Raw genomic sequence first — 21,511 nt, 5'->3', positions numbered from 1 at the left:
TACTCCTTTTATGAGTTATAGAACTTTATTATTTAAAACACAACTCTAATTCCTAAGTTAGCAGTTAAACCATAATTTTGAATACCAAGATATCCTTCAATAGAACGTTGAATCCAGCTTGTATTTGAACCATTAAGATTGCTTACATCTAAAAATAATTCGCTATTCCATATGGGAAGTTTTTGACGAGCCGCAAAATCAATTCGGAAATATTCTGTTGTGTATGAATCTAACTCTGGGTTTCTACCGCCATTACCTCTCGCGGAATTATCTTGGAATAAAAATGAAAGTCTTGAGGAAAATCCCAAATAATCATAACCCAAATAAGCATTAAAAATATGCTTTGGCTGATCAATTAATCTTCCAGTTGAAGCGCTGTCAATAAAAACAGTAATTCGTTCGCGACCAATTATTTTTACTTCGACATCATACCATGGATACGTTGTTTCTGAGGAAATATTTGCGTAGTTCAAACCAATTACAAAATTATTAAACGGTGATGGTAAGTACCAGAAGTTATGTTGAAAATCTAATTCAAGACCTTTTACTGTTGCATCATAAGGATTATTCAATGGTCTAAAAACAGTTGCATCTGACTTTCCTGCTGTTAGTATTGGAGTAACAACCGGATCTCCGTCTCTATAAATTTGATATCGTGAAAGAGCATCAATACCAGCTTCTTCGGCAAGGTCCAAGCGATATGAAGCATTATATACAAAATTTTCAATTTTTTTATAAAATCCACCTATCGAAAAAAGTCCTATTTCATTTGAGTGAAATGTTATATTTAAATCTTGATTCATAGATGTAGCGGGTTTTAATTCAGGATTTCCTGTATAAATTTGGTTGCCTTGTGTTATTGAGAATTTTGGACTAAGTGCATGATAATCTGGTCTTGATAAAGTATGAGTATATGCAAATCTTAAATCCATCCATTTTAACGGAGAATATTTTAACTGTAACATCGGTAGCAAATAATCATTGGATTTTACAGATGTTGTATCATACATAACTTGGGATTGAGGATTCCGCTGATCTCTTGCGTTATATGCAAAATATTCAGTTTCAACTTTTTCATATCTAACACCACCGATAAACATAAAATCCCAAAAATTAAGTTTTGTCATTCCATAAGCGGCATAGTAATTCTCTTTATACTCATAATCGTTTATTAATTGTTGATAAGGTCCATCATACCAACCACCTTGAGCTCCAGAGCTGTATTGACTATTTGATGCATCAAATGCAGGATTTCCGACAATGTAATCCAAGATATTATTTAAAGTTCCTATTGATGATACATAAAAAATACTTCCATACTTGTTTTCTAAAAAAGGATCAAATAATTCATTATCACTAGTTAAAAATGTTGTACCAGTAAGTTTTCCATCTTCACTTACAGATATTCCAAATTCATTCATAATTGTTCTCATTAAATTTGCTTGAATATCATCATCATCACTTGTTGCATTTCCATTAAATGCTAAGTACGGAGCTTCTTGATCAGTTTCATTTGTTTGGTTGTACATTTGACCGCCAAATTTGATAAAGCCGCTTAATGAAGAACCTAGAAAAAACGGAAATTCCAAATCTGCTTTGTATGTTAATTTATCTTCCTGATAATCATTGCTATATAAATTTGCATTATTTAGAATTACGGCGCTATCTCCCTTAAAATTTGTGAGTAAATATGTTAAATCTTCAGGTATAACATTATCTCTGAAAACGCCACTTTGCACTGCATCAACTTGATTAAAATTATATTCCGGTGATTTATCCAAAAAATTTCTTGAAGCTGTATAGCTAACAGACAAATCCACTGTTGCATAACCTAAATCATAATCAAACTTTAGTGAATGCATTTGTTGATCGGTTATATTTTCACCTTGTCTAAGTGTCCAGTTCATTCTTCCGGCATCATAATTAATTATTTGGCGATGATCGGTATAATCTGAATTTATACGAGCAATCATATTCACAAATTTTAATGAGCCATCGGGAATTTTATAATCCAGAATTAAGTTTCCGCCATATCTTTTTCTTGTTTCAAGATGTCTGTTAAATGTAACAGTATTAACTTCAACAGGTTTAAATCCTGTTGTTGGATCAATATAAATATCACCGCCCGGAATGTCATATGAGGCATCCAAATTATCAGAATTCCTATCATATGATTCAAGATTTACTAAAGCATAAATTCCAAATTTGTCATCTAAAAATCTATTACTTCCCGAAGCAACAGCTCTAAAATTTCCAAGAGTTGCACTCTTTGCAGTATAACCTTGTTGATACATCAAATTCCAATGGAATTCAGAAGGCGCTTCTCTTAATTCCATGTTAACTGTACCGCCAAGTGAATTCGCATTCATATCCGGAGTTAAAGATTTATAAACAGAAATCATTCTAATCATGTATGGAGAAATCATTGTAAGATCAACACTTCTATCATTAGAAATACTTCCTCCTGCACCGGGATTTGAAGAAAGCCCAATTTGTGAACTTCCTGTAGAAGATAGTTTAACTCCTTCAACTTCTATTGAATTATATTTTGGTGAAAGTCCGCGAATAACAACTTTGTTGTCTTCACCAGAACTTTGCGTTGTTGATATTCCTGGTAATCTACTTAATACTGAAGCAGCATTAAAATCCGGTAATTCTTGAATTCTTTCTTCTGAGACAACATTTGTTATTTGATCTGCTGTTAATTGTTGTTGAATTGCGGAAACTTGACCTTTAGCTTGAGCCGTTATTGTAACTGTTTCGCCTTCCAAAACTTGTGGTTCAAGTGTGAAATCCATTTCTAAAGTTCTATTTGCCGAAATTGTTATTTCTTTACTTACTTGGTTGTAACCAATATATGTTACAGTCAAAGTGTGATTTCCGGTGGGAATATTTCTTATTAGGAATTTTCCATCAAAATCAGTTGAAGCGCCAAGTGTTGTACCTTTAACAATAATGTTAGCACCAACAAGTGGATCATTTGTATCTCTCTCAAAAACTTTTCCTCTAAGTGAACCAGATTGTGCTAATGCAATTGAATTAAAAACAATGAACAATAAACTACAAAGTTTTAAAATTTTTCCTAATGACTTGTAAATTTCTGTAGCCATATATTTACCTCATATTAAGTTTCTTTAAATCCAAGACATGTTAAATTTTTATATTTTATTTTAATTATTAACTTCAATTCTTCTTGCCATTAATTCTTCTTCAATTTTAACCATCATTTTATTTGTAAGCGGATATAAAATCATCAAAGCTGAGCCGATAAACCCAAAAATAGCCGGGTAAATACTCATTAATAAAATTATTCCCTGAATTGATTCGGAAGTTTGAACTTCATTTGCAATAAAACCATAATAAGCTAAAATATATCCAACTAAAGCTCCACCTAAAGTAAGTCCCAATTTAAGAGCAAACAATGAGGCAGCCATTAAAAGTCCGGTAGCTCTTCTACCATTTTTCCATTCTGAATAATCTGCAGCGTCTGTGTACATTGCCCACTGCAATACTGAAACCGGACCCCACGCAAATGAAATAATTATATTTATAGCATATATAAGAATAACGCTGCTTGGAGCTACGAAATAAAAACTTAATCCGCCAATTGCACTTATAAATAAACAGCCGATATATGTATTTCTTTTATCAAACTTTTTGGATAGCCATTTTGTTAGAATAGCACCTAAAATGTTAAATACTGTTCCGGATAATAAAAATGTGGATGTAAAAGTTTCGTATGATAAATCAATAACATTTCCAAAAAGATTTAATTGTTGATCAAGCACATAGTATTTGAAATAATAAACTATTGATGAACTTCTCATAACGATAAATATTAGCTGGAATACCGTTGCACCTGCAATTAATAACCAAGCTTTATTTGAAAATAAATCTTTTAAATCTTTTTTAACTTCTAATTTTTGTCCAATTGGCGGATGCACTCTTTCTTTTGTTGTAACAAAAGTTATGAATAATAAAATCATTGCTAATCCACCGAGAATACCCATTGCCCATTGCCATCCAACAGCATCATTTCCATTTCCAAAATATTTCACTAAATATATTGTTGAGCCTTGAACTATAAGTCCGCCAACAAAAGCAGCAACAAATCTAAATGAACTTAATTCCGTTCTTTCTAAAGAATTGGGAGTTATTACAGCCATTAGTGAAGAATAAGGTACATTTACGATTGTGTACATTACCATTAAAAGATTATAAGTTATGTACGCATAAATTAGCTTGCCGGACATATCATAATCAGGAGTTGTAAAAGTGAGAACTCCCATTATTACCATTGGAATTGAAAAGAAAAAAACAAAAGGACGGAACTTGCCCCATCTGGTATTTACACGATCTGCAATTGCACCCATTATCGGATCATTAATTGCATCAAATATTCTTGTAAATAAAAACATTGTGCCAACAGCGGCGGCTGGTATCCCAAAAACATCCGTATAAAAATTAAGCATGAAGATTATAAAGGTTTGAAAATAGATGTTTGAAGCTGTATCTCCAACACTATAGCCAATTTTTTCTAGTAATGATAAATATGATTTCTGAAGAACAAGCCCAACTTTATTTTCAGTCATAAAATTTCGTCCGGAAAAGTTGTAAATTTATTTATCTATTTACTACACAACTTCAAGTGTTACTTTTAATAAATCTTTATCATCTGATGAATTTCCGACCATAATTTCAAATTCACCAGGTTCAACGGTATATTTCATATTTACATCTGTAAATGCAAGTTCTTTAAATGAAAGATTAAATGTTACGGTTTTTGTTTCGCCGGGATTAATTTCAACTTTCTTAAATCCCTTTAACTCTTTCACTGGTCTCGTTACGGAACTAACTAAATCTCGCACATACATTTGCAAAACCTCTTTACCGGTATAATTTCCAATATTTTTTACATCAATTGAAATTGAAGTAAAATCTTCTAAGGAAATTTTAGAATCTTTTAATTTAAGATTATTAAATTCAAATTTTGAATAACTCAATCCAAAGCCAAATGGATAAAGCGGAGTAATATCATCAAATAAATATCCTCTTCTTGAAGAAGGTTTGTGATTATAATGACAAGGAATATGTCCTACCGATCTTGGAATTGAAATTGGTAATTTTCCGCTTGGATTAATATCTCCAAATAAAACATCCGCTAAAGCATTGCCGGCTTCTTGTCCCAAATACCAGCATTCCAAAATAGATGGAACATTTTCTTTAATAAAGTTTATAGAATTTGGTCTGCCATTAAAAAGAATCACAATTACTGGTTTTCCGGTTTGTAAAATTTCTTTCACTAAATCATTTTGCATTCCAACTAAATCCAGACTTGTTCTATCGCCAAGATGATCTTTATTCCAAGCTTCTCTAGATGTCTGTTCGTTTCCGCCTAATACTAATAATACTACATCAGATTTTTTAACAACTTCAACAGCTTCTTTAATTTGATTCAAATCTTCATCATAATTTGAAGGAGTAACCAAATCTTCATTCCAAGAGCCATTTATTGTAATCTTGCATCCTTCGCTGTATATAACATTATATTTATCACCAACTTTATTTTTTATTCCCTTGTAAACTGTTGTGAATTCTTTGGGTTTTCCGCTATATCCGCCAAGCATAACTCTATCGGCATTTGGACCAATAACAGCAATTGTACTTTTCTCTCTTAAATTTAACGGCAACAAGTTATTATCATTTTTCAGCAATGTAATTGTTTCTTGTGCTGCTTCAAGAGCAATTTTTTTATCATTAAAAAGTTTTGTGTTGTTATTGGTAGAAGCTATATCAGTATATGGATTTTCAAATAATCCCAATTTAAATTTGGCTTTTAACATCGGTGATACAAGATCATCAATAATTGATTCTTTAAGCTTTCCACTTTGAACTAAATCAACTAAATTCGGATAACAATCAATTTCAGGTAATTCAATATTTACACCAGCTATTGCAGCAAGATATGCGGCATCAATTTTATCTTTTGCAACTGAATGACTAACCGTTTCATCTTTTTTATTAAGTTCGGTTATTGCGTAATAATCAGAAACAACATATCCTTCAAACTTCCATTCATCTCGTAGAATTTTTCTAAGCAGCCATTTATTTGCGTGAGATGGAATTCCGTCTATCTCATTATATGAAGCCATTACCGATAATGGTTTTGTGCTATCAATAACTTCTTTGAAAGGAGAAAGAAATGTATCTCTTAGTACTCGTTCTGAAATATTTGCTGGACCGCAATTTGAGCCAGATTCCGGTTGACCGTGTGCGGCAAAATGTTTTAATGTTGCAATTACTTTTTTACTATCTGAAAAGGAACCGTCTCCTTGAAAACCACGAATTACAGCTTTGCCCATTTCTGTAACTAAATACGGATCCTCTCCAAAAGTTTCCTCAACTCTTCCCCAACGTGGTTCTCTTGCTACATCCACAACAGGAGTTAAAGCTTGATGAGCACCGCGCATTCTTGTATCTTCTGCAATTGCGGTATAAATTTTTTCAATTAGTTCCGGATTAAATGTTGATGCTAAACCTATCGGCTGCGGATAACTTGTTGCTTCTTTTGCAGCTAAACCATGCAAACATTCTTCATGAAAAATAAGCGGTATCCCTAATCTTGTTTCTTCGACAAAATATTTTTGCAAATTATTTGACATTTCTGCCATTTCAACTGGTGATAATCCACCATTGGTATCACTTAATCTTCCTATTTGTCCTAATCCATTATTTAATTTGGATTTCATTTTTTCATAATCTACATTATTTTCTTCATCAAGAAAATAATCTTTCTTTTGTCCCCATACGCATAACATCTGTGCAACTTTTTCCTTAAGTGTCATTTTACTTAAAAGATCATGGACTCTTATCTCTATTGGAAGATTACTGTTTTTATAATCATGGATATCTTCTAATTTTTCTTTCTCTTTTGTTATCAATTTTTCATCCATTTTTTAATCGTATGAAACTGTATTATTTATTTGATTTGCTTGACTTTTCAAATTGATTTTTATTTTAAAATATTTCTTTTCATTAAAAAACCTTTTGTTTGACTATCAATTTTTACATAACTCATTTTAAGTCCGGAAGAAAATAAATTTTGTGAATTGATGATGAAATCGATAATTAAATTATCAACTAATTTTTTTGATCTGCTAATTGTTTGAAAGATATATATGAAACTTGTCGGAATGATTTTACTTAATAAAATCAATAACAAACTGATACTTAATTGCTCTTGAATTAAGTAGATTTTTTTAGTATGAAAATATTTTGATTTAAATAAACAGTATATTTTTTTTATCATGTTGCCCCTTAGTATTTATAACTAATACATGATAGAATCTATTAATTATGTAAAACTCTTTTTATGGTAAATTTTTTTTCAATCGGATATTCAACTCTTAAATTGTTTATTTATTTTATTTATGAACAATGGAATCTCAATATCATATTAAATTTACTAAACTATTGAACCGGTTTGATAGTTCGATTTTCATATTGAAGTTTAGTAATATTTTTTTTAAAAATCAATTATTTTATTTTTTGTTTAAGCCGAAAAGATCTTTTTCAAAAAAAATTAACTAATGAAAATGCTGTTAAATAAATTTTTCAGTTGTTTGTATTTTTATTAAAATTCATACGGTTTATTTGAGAGAAATTGTAATTTTAACTGAAGAAAAAGATGTAATTTACATAAACTTTGGAGTTATTTACAAAAAACGAATCAAAATATTTTTGTCATTTTTAAAATATCAAATTAAGAAAACGGTTAATAGATTTAATGAAATTTAAAGTTTTCTTGTAGATTCTCTTACAATAAATTCTGAATCTAGCAATACTTTCTCCATTGGTAAAATAGATGATGATTCAATATTTCTAATTAAAATTTCAGCTGATTTTATTCCAATCTCATGTTGAGGTGCACGAATTGTTGTTAATGGAATTGGATAAATATCTGCATAAGAAATATCATCATTTCCAACAATTGAAATATCAGCCGGAACTTTTATATTAAGTTGTTTTAAGACTGCCATTACTGCAAGAGCTTGTTGATCATTAAAACATACAATTGCCGTTGGCAAGTCCTTTTGTTTAATACTTTTAAAATATTCCATAGATTTTGTAAAACTTTCGTTATAAAATGAGCCAATCGGAATCACCATTTCTTTTTTAAAAATAAGAGCTCTTTCACTAAATGCTTCCTTGAATCCATCAATACGTTCCTGTGTATGGGATGAAAACGATCCACCTGCAAAATGTAAAATCTTTGTGTGACCATTATCAATTAAATATTTCACTGCTCTTCTAATCGCTCTATTATTATCTATCGCAACAACATTTGATTGAATCCCTCTTACCTCTCCAAGTAGAACAAAAGGATAATTATTCATTTTAAGTTTAAATAGATGCTCAATCTCCGATTCACCTTCAACAATTGGAGCAATTATTGCCCCTTTTATTCCTTTAAATGAAAACAACTGTAATAGTTTTTTTTCTGTTTCATGATCATTTTCAGAACTTACAATAAAGGTTGAATATCCTTTAGTATTTGCATATTCCATTGCTCCATACGCAATAGAAGTGAAAAAGGGATAACGAAGATCTTTAATTAGAATACCAATTGATTTATCAAGAACATGATTTTTCAAATTCCTTGCAATACCTGTTGGTCTAAAATTCAGTTCTTTCATTATATTTAAAATATGATCTCTTGTAACCTGTTTCACATTCTTTTTTGCATTTATTACTGCAGAGACAGTACTTTTTGATACACCTGCACGTTTAGCTACATCTGTAATAGTGATCTTTTTCATAGAGTTTCCAATTTTTAATCTAGTTTAAACTGAACCCAAACATTAATTAGAAAATATTTAAATTTTCTTTCCAAGAAAAAAATAATGTTATGAAGAAAAATATGTTTTGAAAATTATTTATCATATAAATATTTTTTTGTCAACTAATTTACATATTACTCAATAAATTTATTCTAATTGAGATAATAAATCGCAAACTATCTTTCACAAAATTAAATTAGAGATAGAATTTTCATAACATTTCAATAAATAGAAGTTGATTGAAAAATAAAATATTCGGTTTGTATTGAAATTATAATTAGGTTGGTCTGAAATGAAAAAATATTTATAACATATTTTTTCAAATTATTAGACTATTCAGAAATAGGCATCTATGTAATTATATTTTTGAAGGAATACAAAAAAGCTATTTTAGCAGTTTTGTAGAATTTCTAATAATAAATTCTGTATTCATTACCACTCTTTCAATAGGCATTATTTGTGATGATTCAATATTAGTAATTAGAATTTCTGCAGCCTTTCTTCCTATTTCTTGTAATGGAGCTCTGATTGTTGTTAACGGAACCGGATAAATTTGTGAATAAAAAATATCATCATTCCCAATAACTGAAATATCTTCCGGAATTTTTATTTTTAATTCTTTCAATGCAATCATAACTCCAAGCGCTTGCTGATCATTGAAGCATACAATTGCAGTTGGGTAATCTTCCTTTTTTTTATCTTTAAAATATGCTATCGTTTTTGTAAAACTTTCATCATAACCGGAACCAATATCAACAATCATATCTTTATGAAAAACAAGTGTGCTTTCACTAAACGCATGGCGAAATCCTTGAATTCTTTCTTGTGTATGTGAAGATTTGTGTGGTCCGGCAAAATGTACAATTTTTGAGTGTCCGCCATCTATTAAATACTTTACTGCTTTTTTAATTGCTTTCAAATTATCTATTGCAACTACATTGGCTTGAATTCCTCTAACATCTTCTAAAAGTACAAATGGATAATTCACCATTTTCAGCTTAAAAAGATGTTCAATTTCGGATGTTCCTTCCACAACCGGTGCAATTATTGTCCCTTTTATATCTTTGGTAGAAAAATGTGAGAAAATCTAATTTCACTTTCGTGATTATTTTCCGAACTTGTAATTATTACGGAATATCCTTTACTATTTGCGTATTCTTTTACTCCGGCAGCAATAGATGTATAAAACGGATAACCTAAATCTTTTATAATTAGTCCAATTGTGTTATCAACTTCTCCATTTTTTAACTTACGTGCAATTCCTTTGGGTCTGAAATTTAGTTCTTTCATTACTGCCAAAATTTCGTCTCTTGTTGATGGTTTTACGGAATTTTTACCATTAATTACTGCCGAAACTGTGCCTTTGGAAACTCCCGCACGTTGAGCAACATCAACAATTGTAATTTTTTTCATCAAATTCTCCTGATAACATTTAGTCTATCTATATAAAATTTTTCAAATTGAACCGATTTAATAATCTAAAAATAACAATTTTAAGTCTATTCCTCAAAAGTTTATAAACTAAAACCTTATGATTATGAATCTTTATTTCAAAGTAAATATTTTACCATTTTTGATGAACTTCCGGTTTTATAAATTTTTCATAAACAAATTTAATTTTATCTAAAGTTCTTTCATCTAAATTTTCTTTCTCTGATGTTAATAAATTTTCTCTAACTTGACCAACATTTTTACCGCCGGGAATTGCACAAGTAACAGCATCAAATTCAAGAATCCATTTTAATGCAAATTGAGAAAGTGAAAAATTATTCGGACAAATTTCTTTTATTTCTTCAACTGCTCGCAATGCTAAATCAAAATTTACTCCGGAAAAGGTTTCGCCTTTATCAAAAGCTTCGCCATTTCTATTATAATTTCTATGATCATTTTTTAGAAATTCAGTTTGCATATTTATTTTACCGGTTAATAATCCGGAAGCCAAAGGAACGCGTGCAAGGATTCCAACATTTTTCTTTTTTGCCTGATCGAAAAATAATTCTGAAGGTCTTTGTCTAAACATATTAAAAATTATTTGCACAGTTTGAACATTAGGATATTCGATTGCTTTTAGTGCTTCCTCAACTTTTTCTACACTTACTCCGTAAAATTTTAATTTACCTTGTTTAACAAAATCATCTAAATATTCAAAAACTTCCGGCATGTAATAAACATCAGTTGGCGGGCAATGAAGTTGGAGCAAATCGAGAGAATCCACTTCCAAATTTTTTAAACTTTGCTCAATAAAATCTTGAAGATTTTTTTTGTTGTTATAGCCTTCTGAATTATGTGGATTTAATTTTCTTCCAGCTTTCGTTGCAACAATAATTTTATCTTTGTACTGTTTTTTAATTTGAGAAATTAATTTCTCACTTTTCCCGGAACCGTACACATCGGCAGTATCAAAAAAATTAATTCCATTTTCAACTGCAAAATGTAAAGTTTGCAGCGATTCTTTATCATCAACATTTCCCCAATCACCGCCGATTGCCCAAGCACCAAAACTTATTTCCGATACTTCCCAGCCGGTTCTTCCAAGTTTTCTATATTTCATTGATTTTTCTCAAATTATTCTAAAATTTTTATTTTCTACTCAATCGGTTCAAACGCACCGACAAAATTATTTTTATGATTAAAATACTTACTTATTTCTTTTGGCAACTCTGAAGCGTTTTTTGCATATGGAAATTTTTCTATCAATTGATAATTTCCCAAAATAGAATTCTTAAAAAGTGGTCCATTATAATTTGTTAAATCAATTCCACTCTTTTCAAAATTAGGATTTTGTTTTTTGAAACTTTCCAAATTAGAATATGATGAAAAACATTTTTCGTTTTGTGATGGTCCCCACCAAATAATTGGATTTTTTTCATCTGAATTTTTGCGAACATAAACATTATTATCAAATTCTTTAAGTTGTGAATCACTTAATTTTCCGCAAAGTTTTTCAGATTGCCAAGCTAAGAAAAGCGGGCGATGAAAATTTTCATCGGCAGTTAAAAGATTATTTACAAAAACATGATTTATTCTTTCATCAACATCCGGTCCCGTACTTGGATGCCAGCCGAAATGATCTCCTTGTGCACTCCTTGCATCTCTACCCATAACCGCCATACTATTTACAAATGTGTTTTGATAAATTTTTACATCAGAACTATTAAGGACCAAAATCGCATGATCACAATTTACAAAAACATTTCCGGTGCAAATTGCTCTTTGCGATATTTCAAAAAAGAATCCGTTTTGACTCGGCCAGACTTGGTTTTCATTAACTTTGGTATTTACAAAACCAACATCTTGAATCCAATTATTTGTAAAAACTCCATCCACATTTCCAACATCATACCAAATTCCATTTGAGAATGGATGCTCAATCACCAAATTATCATTGCAAGTAACGCGGTAAGTTTGATTAAATATTTTTACAGCTGCCGGATAATAACCGGTAATTTGCTCAATATTATTTCTTCTGAAAATATTTTTCTCAAGCAGAACATTAGAAGAACTTAGGACATATAAACCTTCCGTACTTGTATCTGAAATCATGCAATTTTTTATTATTAAATTATCTCCGCGAATATATGCAGCAACTCTTGAGCAATAAGAAATAGTACAATTTTTAAAAGTGGTTCCAACAACATCTTTACCAAAATCTGCGGGATTTGCTAAACCTTCCGGCTCTGTTCCTTCTATCTCTATTGCTCTGTAAGCATATTGCGTAAAAGTTATTCCGTGAATTTCCGGACCTTTTTTATCAGAAATTTTTCCATTTACATTTTTTGTTGTACGAATTAAAGCTACATTAAACGCTGTAATTTCAATTAGTTTATTTGTCGGATCAATTCCGATATATACATTTTTATCTTCATAATCTATGAAAAAAGAATTTTCATCAACCTCACCTTCCCAGCCGGCAGATTGAAGAAATAATCCATCTACGAAAACCATATCATTATTAAACTTATGCTGAGCTGTAATTTTTCCTTCGCGATTTCTTCGCCACCAAGAATCCGGTTTTGATGGAAATAAATATTCCCATTTAGTTACCCACAAACCGTTTCCCAAATTTTCCCAATTTTCTGCAACAAATGTTCCTTTTAAAATTGGATGTTCATCTTTATACGGCTGCATAATTATTTTTTGATTGAAAATTAAATTGCCGGTTCTGTAAATTCCGCCGCGTAAAATAATTGCATCACCGGAATTTATTTTATCAATTGCAGATTTTAGAGTTGTTGGATTTTCTAAATTTTCACCGGAATTATTCTCATCTCCGTTTGGAGAAACAAAAATTATTTTCCCAGAAATTTTAGGAAGTTCATAATTTAATTGCGCTGGCCCGTATGGTCCGCCGGAAGGCTGCGCGTAAAGTATTGCGAAACTTAATAACAACAATAAGAAACTTATAAGTTGGGAAAAATTGGTTTTTAGTTTCATCTTTCACCTTCAAATTTCATTAGGTATTTTTTATATAATGAAAATTTATCTCAATAAGTGTTTTATAAAATTTAACTAATAAGTCTTCTTAATCGTTTTTTGAACTATTGAAACGGTTTTAAAAAATACATTTTAGTTTTAATTTTTGCAATAGTTAATTTTTATGCAATTTTTGATTTTAGAAAAGAAAAAAGATGAAATTATCCAATTACCTATTTTCAACAAAAAGTTGGTTTTTTAATAAATCATATTTTTCAGGATGCATTCCGCAAGAAAAAAATAATGCTCTTATTTCCGCTTCCTTTTTACAATTTGTAAATTTCAAAAATTCAATTAAATTCTTAAAATCATTTACATTATTTGTTTTAATAATTTCCTTAACTTTTCCGCAAATATTCAATTCTCACTCTTTGTTAATTTTTATAAAATTGCATTTTATCTTCAAAATTTATTTCCGGTTAATAAAAATATTGGATATTGACCTTGAGGTTTGTAGGCTATACTTGCAGAAATAATATTAAGATTTTTAAAACCGGCTTCCTTTGCTGAATTTAAAAATTCATTCCTTTCGAAACCTAAATGACAAACCCCAGTATCCTCTGTGTGAAAAGTACCGTCTTCAACATCCAAATCAGCAATTGCTAAAAATCCATTTTCATTCAGCATTTCGTAAAAATTTTTAAACATTAATTTTATGTCTTTTATATGATGCATTGTCATTGACGAAATAATTCCGTCAAACTTAATGTTTAATTTAGTTTGGGATAAATCCATTTCAACAATTTCAAGTTTACACAGTAGCTTATTTCTCTTCGATTCCAATTCCTTATTCATCGATTTGGAGATATCCACGGCTGTAATTTTTTCCACAAAAGGAGCAATTTTTTCCAACAATAATCCGGTACCGGAACCAAAATCCATTATACGCATTGATTTATCAAATACAATATTTTCTATAATTGAATTTGCAATATTGCCAACATTATCAACTGTACCGGCATTATTTTCATAATTTTTAGATTTGTTTTGAAAATAATCTTTATTCATATTTTTATCCTTTAAAATTCTATTAAAAAATATTGGTCGGCACGAAAATTATAAAAAGTATGTTTTAATCTATACAAAAAATTAAACTCGAGAACTAAACATAAAATTTTATCTCACTCACAATTTGATTTTTCGACTAATGAATATTTTAAATAGTCATCAATACAATTTAAAATGAACCATAAATACTAATTTATAAATACTCAGAGAAATTTAATGAAATGATTTGAATTTTATTTCAGTCCTAGTTCTTTACACATTCTATAAAAGTTGGATGGAGCCAATCCTAATTTATCTGCCGCACTCGAATCAGAATTGGAAATACTTTTTACGTAAGAAATATATTTTACTCTAAATTCTTTTTCAATTTCTTTTAAAGGAACAATTCTATCAAAATTAATGCTGTCTAAATTTTTATTCTCTTTAATAATTCTATGGTTTCTTAAAATCATGGGATTGCTTATATCTTTTGCCGTAATTATACCTTGCGTATTTAACACCAATCTTTGAACAACATTTCTTAATTCCCTAACATTTCCGGGCCATTTATAATTTAGTAAAATTTCTTCTGCTTCCGGATCAAGCTTGGGCATTGGGATTTCCAGATCATCAGTAAAATATTCGAGGAAGTGATAAAATAATTCCAGGATATCTTTTCCCCTATATTTCAAAGGCACAACATCAATTGGAATTACATTAAGACGATAATACAAATCTTCTCTAAATTTTCCTTCACTAACACAATTTATAATATCTTTATTCGTTGCCGCAATAATTCTAACATTTACCGAAATTTTATTTGTCCTTCCAATTTTTTCAATTTCACCCTCTTGAATTACGCGAAGCAATTTTACTTGTGCCGAAAGTGGAAGTTCGGCAACTTCATCTAAAAAAAGTGTACCGTGATCGGCAATTTCAAACAACCCTTGTTTATTGGCTGAAGCACCGGTGAATGAACCTTTTTGATATCCGAACAATTCGCTTTCTAATAATTCTCCGGGAATACTTCCGCAATTTATTGGAACAAAATTTTCATGTTTTCTTTTACTGTTAAGATGAATATTCCACGCAACTAACTCCTTTCCGGTTCCCGAGTCTCCGCTGATCATAATATTTGCATCACTCATTGCATATTTTTTTATCAGACTTCTAAGCTCAATCATTGCCGTTGATTCGCCAATAATTTTTTTTGTCTCAAGCATAGATTCAATATTTTTATTTAATCTTGTATCAGATTTACTTTTTTGTTTTTCTAATTTTTTCTTTTCGAATGCATTAAAAATGCTTAGAATAAAATCCGTTGGCTGATAAATATAATCTTCAATATTTCCAGGGAATTTTGTGCAATACCAAAATGCTCCCGATTTTATTAGGCTGTTTGCAAAATTATAATCGGTAATGTTAATCGTCATTTTCGTAATTACAATTATTTGAATGAATCTATCGCATTCTTTAATTTTTTGAATTAATTCTTCACCTTTCCATCCGCCGGAAATTTGATAATCAAGAATTACAACATCAAATCTATCCGGAAATTCTTTAATAAATTCAATTGCCGCTCTTCCGTTAGAAACCACTTTATCAACAAACAATCTATTTTCATAATAACGCAAAGTATTTTTAACCCGTTTAACATCAAATTCTTCATCCTCGACTAACAAAATATTTATCTTTGGTTTTTCCGACATTCATTCCTCAGTTTTTAATTTTAATTGTGAAAATACAACCGCCATCCTTTTTATTATCAACATCTAAATCCCAGCCGCATCTTTGCACAGCCATTTGATAAGCAATGTAGCAGCCATAACCCGAATTTATATTCTCCATTTTCTTTGTAGTTTTATTTTCAAGAAAAATATTTTTTATACCTTGTTCGCCAATTTGAAGTAATTCATTTTCAACGCCAACACCATCATCTTCAATAATTATTGTTGTAATATTTTTCTCAACATTATAATTTGTTGATACAATAATGTTAATAAATTTTTTGTTTCCGTGATCAATACTATTTTGAATAAGCGGCTCAATAATTTCCCAAACAATAAATTCATTTACATGTACTTTAGGAATTTTTTCATCTAAATTTACTTTAAATTCAAACATATAATTTTTACTGCTTAGTCTTAGAAAAATATTATCAATAATAAATTGAATTGCATGATTTATATCGGTTCGGAACATTGGATTGATAATTGTATTTATTGCTTGATCGTACCATTTCATATCGTATATTATTCGTGATATAAAATTAGAATACGTAATAATTTTTTTCTTTAATTCATGGATATTTTCGGAATTTGCACTTCTTACATCTTCTTTAATAAATCCAATTATTTTTTCTGCCTTATGATGAGTATGATAAATTCTTCTCGTAAATAATGATTCTTTTTCAGTTCTCACTTGGTTTTTAATATTCTCTTCGTGTTCTTCAAATAATTTTTGCCGAGCTTCATTTCTTTCCTTTACTGCTTGAGATGAAACCAAAAATATTGCGAGAAGTCCGATAAAAATTAATATAGAATAAATGATTGAAATATTATCAAAATTTTTAGCAACTTCGTTGGAAATAAAATTAAAATTCGGTGTAATCTTCATAAACATTACGCCTAAATATTCGCCATCGGGAACAAATGGCACAAGGATATTAAAAGTTTCGTTATTGTGAAGTTCGCTATAAATAATTTCATTTTTCTCCATTGATGTCTTGTGTCGCAAAAATAATCCAACTTCTTGGGCATATTTTTGCTGACCGACTTCAAACGGTTCTAATTTATTTTTAAGAAAATTATGAAGTTCAATTCCGGAATCTATGATATAAAGTTTATTTTCTTTTATGAGTATTAAGAAAATATCATTTACACTTTTTGTAATAACTGCTGTTTAACAATTACATTAAAAGATGAAATAATTTTTCTTTCTTCAAGATCGTTAATAAATTTTTGTTGAATAAGATTTTCAAAAAGAAGTTCCATACTTGTAGAAGTTATAATAGCTAATCTTTCGGCAGAATGTTTTTGATACCAATTTTGTGTTTCGTTTAGGTATTGGTTAAGAGATGATTTTTGAACAAATGCTAAAATGATTTGAAACAAAATAAGCACAATAAAGAATACCGTGATATGCTTTATTTCAAACCCATACTTTGAAAATTTATTTTTAAGTTTATTTTTTAACATTTAAGCAACACTTATTTAACAAGCATTTTATCATATAGAATTTCTTGAGATGCCATTGTTAAAGCTTGATCAACCGATATTTTATTTTTAATCGCAAGAGTAAAATAGTGAGCCATTATTTTAGAAAACTTTGTGTATTCCGGGAGTGCTGGTCTAAATATTCCGGTATCATATATTTTTTTCAGCTCAATAATTTCGGGGTATTTCTTCAAATAATTTTCATCCGTGTAAAACTTTTTAATTACCGGAGCAAATCCAGCTTGATCATAAATAACTTCCTGCGAACTTTCACTTAATAAAAATTTAATGAAATTTACGGTCTCTAATTTATTTTCCGAAAATTTTGGAATCATTAAATTCCATCCGCCAAATGTTGAAGTCTTTTTTCCGCCACTAAAACTTGGCACCGGCATGGTTTTTAATTTTTTTTCTTTATCCAGATCAATGGGCGATTCTTCAAAATCCTTTCTATATGTCTGCCAGCCTCTTATAAATAATCCATCGTTTTTTAAGTAATACGAAAAGCTAGGAACTTCCGTAAATTCGGTAACTTCCTTTGGCGATAAATTAAATTTATTAACAAAATCAACAAGAAGTGTAAGTGCCTTTTTTGCTGCTTCGGTATTTAAATTAAAAGAATATTTTCCAAAATATTCAGGTTCAATACTTGTGAGCAATTCCATAAAAACACAAATTAATCCTTCGTAATCCGCAGCGGGAAAAATGAAAAATGGATTTTGTAAATTTATTTGTTGCCCCAATTCAATAAATTTTTCCCAAGTTAAATTTCCAAGGGAAGACAAAATTTCATCTCCGTTTGGGAGACTTTTTAAAATATCTTCACGGTAATAAATAAGTGCAAGTGAAATATCCAACGGAACAGCAACCAAATCATTTTCGTAATAGCATGATTGCATTGTGAGATCAAGAAGTTTATCTTTTTCATTTTTAGAAAAATATTTATCTAAAGGTTCACACCATCTTGCAAACCTTTGAACCCAAATTATATCAACTGCCAAAAGGTCAATTCCATCTCCTCTACCGCGTAATGATCTTGCTAATAATTCTTTTCTGTCATTTGTGCTAAAATCAAAATTGGAAAAATCAATTGGAATAACTTTAACTTTGCCTTTATTAATTTCATTGTATCTATCTATTAAAATTTTGTGAGCTTTTGTAATTCTATCTGCAAAGTAAATTTCAGTTACACCTTTAGACGAAGAAGATATCCCTAATAAAAAAATTATTACGTAAATTAATGCGATAAAAAACAGAAAAGCGAAACCCCATTTTTGTTTTATTCTAATCATTTAATTTTGATTTAATTTTTGAATTAAGAATATTTATGCAATGTTTTAGATGATTATAATTTAACAAAAATAATCCTTTAAAAATAAACAAGGTGATCAACAATTATAAATTGCTAATCACCTTATTTTATAACCTAGTGGGAGGCACTATTTTAATAACATCATTTTTTTATAAAGTTTGAATTCACCTGCTTCTAACCCATAAAAATAAACACCTGAACTTAGATTGCTGGCATTAAAGTTAACAAGATGAGAACCAGCTTTTAATGGTTTATTTATCAATGTTGCAACTTTTTGTCCCAAAACATTATATACAATTAATTTAACATCTGCGGATTTACCAATTGAAAAATTAATTTGAGTACTTGGGTTAAAGGGATTAGGATAATTTTGAGATAATTCATATCCTTCAGGCAATAAATCATCATCAACACCTACAGCTACAGATTTTTTAATTAATTGAACCAAATCTAAACTAACGCCGCTTCCTGATAATCCAATTGCATGAGTACCAGCAGTTAAAGGGAAAGCTGAAGATAATCCTGATAATCCAACTGAATCTGGATCGGAATTAAAATCAAATGTTACCACAGTAGCACCGTCTACTAAAACATTTCCTGTAGATGCAGCACTATAATTCTGATAAAAAACTTGAACAACATAATCACCATCAGATGGAGCATCTAAATTCAATGTAGTGCTGCCACCATTTAAAGATACAGATTTAAACCATTGTGGTGCCCAAGGAGCTCCTTCTAATACTGGTGTTGCAACAGAATATGCTGTTACATCAGCTCCTTTAAGAGTTAAAACTACATCTGTTGTTCCTGCTTTTCTTAATTCAAATCCACCAAATTTATTATCACACCAAGAGGCTTTAATTTGAATTACATTTGTACCTGCATTTAAATAAAGTGGTGTTAATGCAGGATTATCAATTACTTCTTTTAATTCTTCTTGTTTTACTAACCACCATCCCCAATTATTAATATCAAAACCAGCATTAACTGTTGTATTTGCATCGTCATTTCCAAATACGTATTGTCCCCAACCTCTTGGGTCATGAACTTCAAATCCATTAACGAAGAAATTTACTCCGCTAGTTCCACGTCCTTTAAGATGTAAATATAAATTTATATCATATTGTCCAGCTTCTGCTACATCAAAAGTCCATTCAATAAAACCTGAGTTCATTTCATAGTAGGATAATCCTTGCGCTGTTACAACTTCAGATCCATTTGCAAGGGTTCCATCTTCAGCTTGTGCTTCATCAACTAATTCATAGTTTACTACATCACCAGCTAAACTTTCAATATATGCAACATATTCAGCATGATTTGCTTCCCAGACCGCTTTTGATTCTGGGAACCAGTTTAAATCTCCTAATGGTAAACCATTTGTACTTGCAGTTAGCAGATTAGTATTTGTGTATTTAAAATTTTCCGGTAAAGGCCAACTAACACATTCATAACACTCAACGCCTTCAAAAACTGGAAGATTCCAAAACCATTCATGAGCGGGTGAAACTCCCGCACGTAAATCTTGAATGTTTTGAATCATATTCGCATAGTTTTCAGTTGTATTTGTCGGCATTCCCGGATCAACCCAAAGTGTATCCATTACTTTCATATTTTCGTAAAGATCTATAAAATCTTCTTTAGCTGGATTTCCAATATACTTCGCAACTAATAATGAATCTGCATAATATGATATAAATTCCGGTACAGTATAAGCTGTTGTATTTGCAAGTAAAAATCTACGACCTTCTTCTGGACCATACATTGATGGGAGTGCTGAGATACCAAAATATCCTGGGAAAGTTCCTCTCGGATCACGACCTGCACTTGAGTAATCAATATAGCCTTCAGCATGCCAGAATCCGTTAACAATAACGTTATTTGCAATATAAGCGTCTCTCCACCAGCCTGATTGAGTTATAATTCTACCTATATTTACAAATGTATTGTGAACTATTCTAACATATTTTGCTGCACCGCTTTCAATTTGAATTGCAGTCATTCCAAGATTAAAAAAAGTACAGTTTTCTACAACAACACTTTTTTGATCTGCCCAAATTGAAATTCCTCTACCTTCCCATTGTTGTGTGCTTGGTCTTCCAATCAAATTTCTGAATTTACAATTTGTTATAGTTATATCATTTCCACTGTTTGTGAAAGCAATCATAGCAAAATTGCTTCTATCAAAAATACAATTATCAAACACAAAAGTACTATTTGTCGCATCCATTTGGAATGGTTGATAAGTTGTTTGTGTTCCGGTTCCAGCAAATGCTCCAGTCATCCAAATATTTTTTAAAGTAATATCACTATAACCTCTAATAATTCCATCTGTTGTTGAACCGTCAGTTCTTGCTATCATTTGAATTACAGCAGGATTTTTTAGTTCATCGGTCGGATCTGGTTCTTCCCCAATTATTCTTAAATGGAAACCGTTATTATCTATTCTTTCTGAATTCCAGTAATATCCGCCAGCGCGCAATACGTAAACACGATCCGCTGGTCTTAGTGTATCATTTGTAACTGCATCGTATAATGCATTTACTACTACATCACCATTTGCATCTGCCCATTCAACAACTAACTCTGATTGAGCTTTGATGTTAGAAAAAATGACTCCAAGAAACAAAGCCATTAAAATTATCTTGTACTTAATTCTCATTTATTCCTCCTGTTATTTGATATGT

General features: G+C 30.2%; 16 protein-coding genes. All 16 read right to left on the bottom strand.

The window, feature by feature from the left end; all coding sequences use genetic code 11:
* Positions 1 to 32: 32 nt before the first annotated feature.
* The 16 genes from IPH62_14590 to IPH62_14515 all read right to left on the bottom strand — a co-directional run bounded on the left by IPH62_14590 (position 33) and on the right by IPH62_14515 (position 21,486).
* Entirely contained in the window at positions 33 to 3,110 is a 3,078-nt protein-coding gene (locus tag IPH62_14590; GenBank protein ID MBK7106504.1) for a TonB-dependent receptor, read from the bottom strand.
* A gap of 60 nt (positions 3,111 to 3,170) precedes the next feature.
* Positions 3,171 to 4,592 (bottom strand): MFS transporter, encoded by a 1,422-nt coding sequence (locus IPH62_14585; protein MBK7106503.1) that lies wholly within the window; start codon positions 4,590 to 4,592, stop codon positions 3,171 to 3,173.
* Between the two features lie 42 nt (positions 4,593 to 4,634).
* Entirely contained in the window at positions 4,635 to 6,953 is a 2,319-nt protein-coding gene (locus tag IPH62_14580) for a glycoside hydrolase family 3 C-terminal domain-containing protein (GenBank protein ID MBK7106502.1), read from the bottom strand.
* A gap of 59 nt (positions 6,954 to 7,012) precedes the next feature.
* On the bottom strand, positions 7,013 to 7,309 hold the full coding sequence (locus tag IPH62_14575) for a hypothetical protein (GenBank protein ID MBK7106501.1): 297 nt from the start codon (positions 7,307 to 7,309) through the stop codon (positions 7,013 to 7,015).
* 484 nt (positions 7,310 to 7,793) lie between these two features.
* Positions 7,794 to 8,819, bottom strand: coding sequence for a LacI family DNA-binding transcriptional regulator (locus tag IPH62_14570; protein MBK7106500.1), 1,026 nt, complete (start codon positions 8,817 to 8,819; stop codon positions 7,794 to 7,796).
* 406 nt (positions 8,820 to 9,225) lie between these two features.
* Positions 9,226 to 9,873, bottom strand: coding sequence for a substrate-binding domain-containing protein (locus tag IPH62_14565; GenBank protein ID MBK7106499.1), 648 nt, complete (start codon positions 9,871 to 9,873; stop codon positions 9,226 to 9,228).
* A 23-nt stretch (positions 9,874 to 9,896) separates the two neighbouring features.
* Entirely contained in the window at positions 9,897 to 10,253 is a 357-nt protein-coding gene (locus IPH62_14560) for a LacI family DNA-binding transcriptional regulator (protein ID MBK7106498.1), read from the bottom strand.
* Between the two features lie 151 nt (positions 10,254 to 10,404).
* On the bottom strand, positions 10,405 to 11,391 hold the full coding sequence (locus IPH62_14555) for an aldo/keto reductase (protein ID MBK7106497.1): 987 nt from the start codon (positions 11,389 to 11,391) through the stop codon (positions 10,405 to 10,407).
* A gap of 35 nt (positions 11,392 to 11,426) precedes the next feature.
* A complete protein-coding gene (locus IPH62_14550) occupies positions 11,427 to 13,274 on the bottom strand; it encodes a right-handed parallel beta-helix repeat-containing protein (protein MBK7106496.1) in 1,848 nt (615 codons plus the stop codon).
* A 208-nt stretch (positions 13,275 to 13,482) separates the two neighbouring features.
* Positions 13,483 to 13,674 (bottom strand): hypothetical protein, encoded by a 192-nt coding sequence (locus IPH62_14545; GenBank protein ID MBK7106495.1) that lies wholly within the window; start codon positions 13,672 to 13,674, stop codon positions 13,483 to 13,485.
* A 41-nt stretch (positions 13,675 to 13,715) separates the two neighbouring features.
* Positions 13,716 to 14,321 (bottom strand): class I SAM-dependent methyltransferase, encoded by a 606-nt coding sequence (locus tag IPH62_14540; GenBank protein ID MBK7106494.1) that lies wholly within the window; start codon positions 14,319 to 14,321, stop codon positions 13,716 to 13,718.
* A gap of 233 nt (positions 14,322 to 14,554) precedes the next feature.
* Positions 14,555 to 16,009 (bottom strand): sigma-54-dependent Fis family transcriptional regulator, encoded by a 1,455-nt coding sequence (locus IPH62_14535; GenBank protein MBK7106493.1) that lies wholly within the window; start codon positions 16,007 to 16,009, stop codon positions 14,555 to 14,557.
* A gap of 7 nt (positions 16,010 to 16,016) precedes the next feature.
* Positions 16,017 to 17,036 (bottom strand): HAMP domain-containing histidine kinase, encoded by a 1,020-nt coding sequence (locus IPH62_14530; GenBank protein ID MBK7106492.1) that lies wholly within the window; start codon positions 17,034 to 17,036, stop codon positions 16,017 to 16,019.
* A gap of 140 nt (positions 17,037 to 17,176) precedes the next feature.
* Positions 17,177 to 17,497, bottom strand: coding sequence for a hypothetical protein (locus IPH62_14525; GenBank protein MBK7106491.1), 321 nt, complete (start codon positions 17,495 to 17,497; stop codon positions 17,177 to 17,179).
* Between the two features lie 11 nt (positions 17,498 to 17,508).
* Positions 17,509 to 18,807: an extracellular solute-binding protein gene (locus IPH62_14520; GenBank protein ID MBK7106490.1), complete on the bottom strand. Its 1,299-nt coding sequence runs from the start codon at positions 18,805 to 18,807 to the stop codon at positions 17,509 to 17,511.
* A gap of 147 nt (positions 18,808 to 18,954) precedes the next feature.
* Complete coding sequence (locus IPH62_14515) at positions 18,955 to 21,486, bottom strand: T9SS type A sorting domain-containing protein (protein MBK7106489.1); 2,532 nt, start codon at positions 21,484 to 21,486, stop codon at positions 18,955 to 18,957.
* Between the last annotated feature and the right edge of the window lie 25 nt (positions 21,487 to 21,511).

It is taken from the genome of Ignavibacteriota bacterium (assembly GCA_016708125.1).
In the GTDB taxonomy this organism is placed as follows: Bacteria; Bacteroidota; Ignavibacteria; order Ignavibacteriales; family Melioribacteraceae.
Note: the sequence above shows the minus strand (reverse complement) of the source record. Positions and strands in the feature narration are given on the sequence as shown.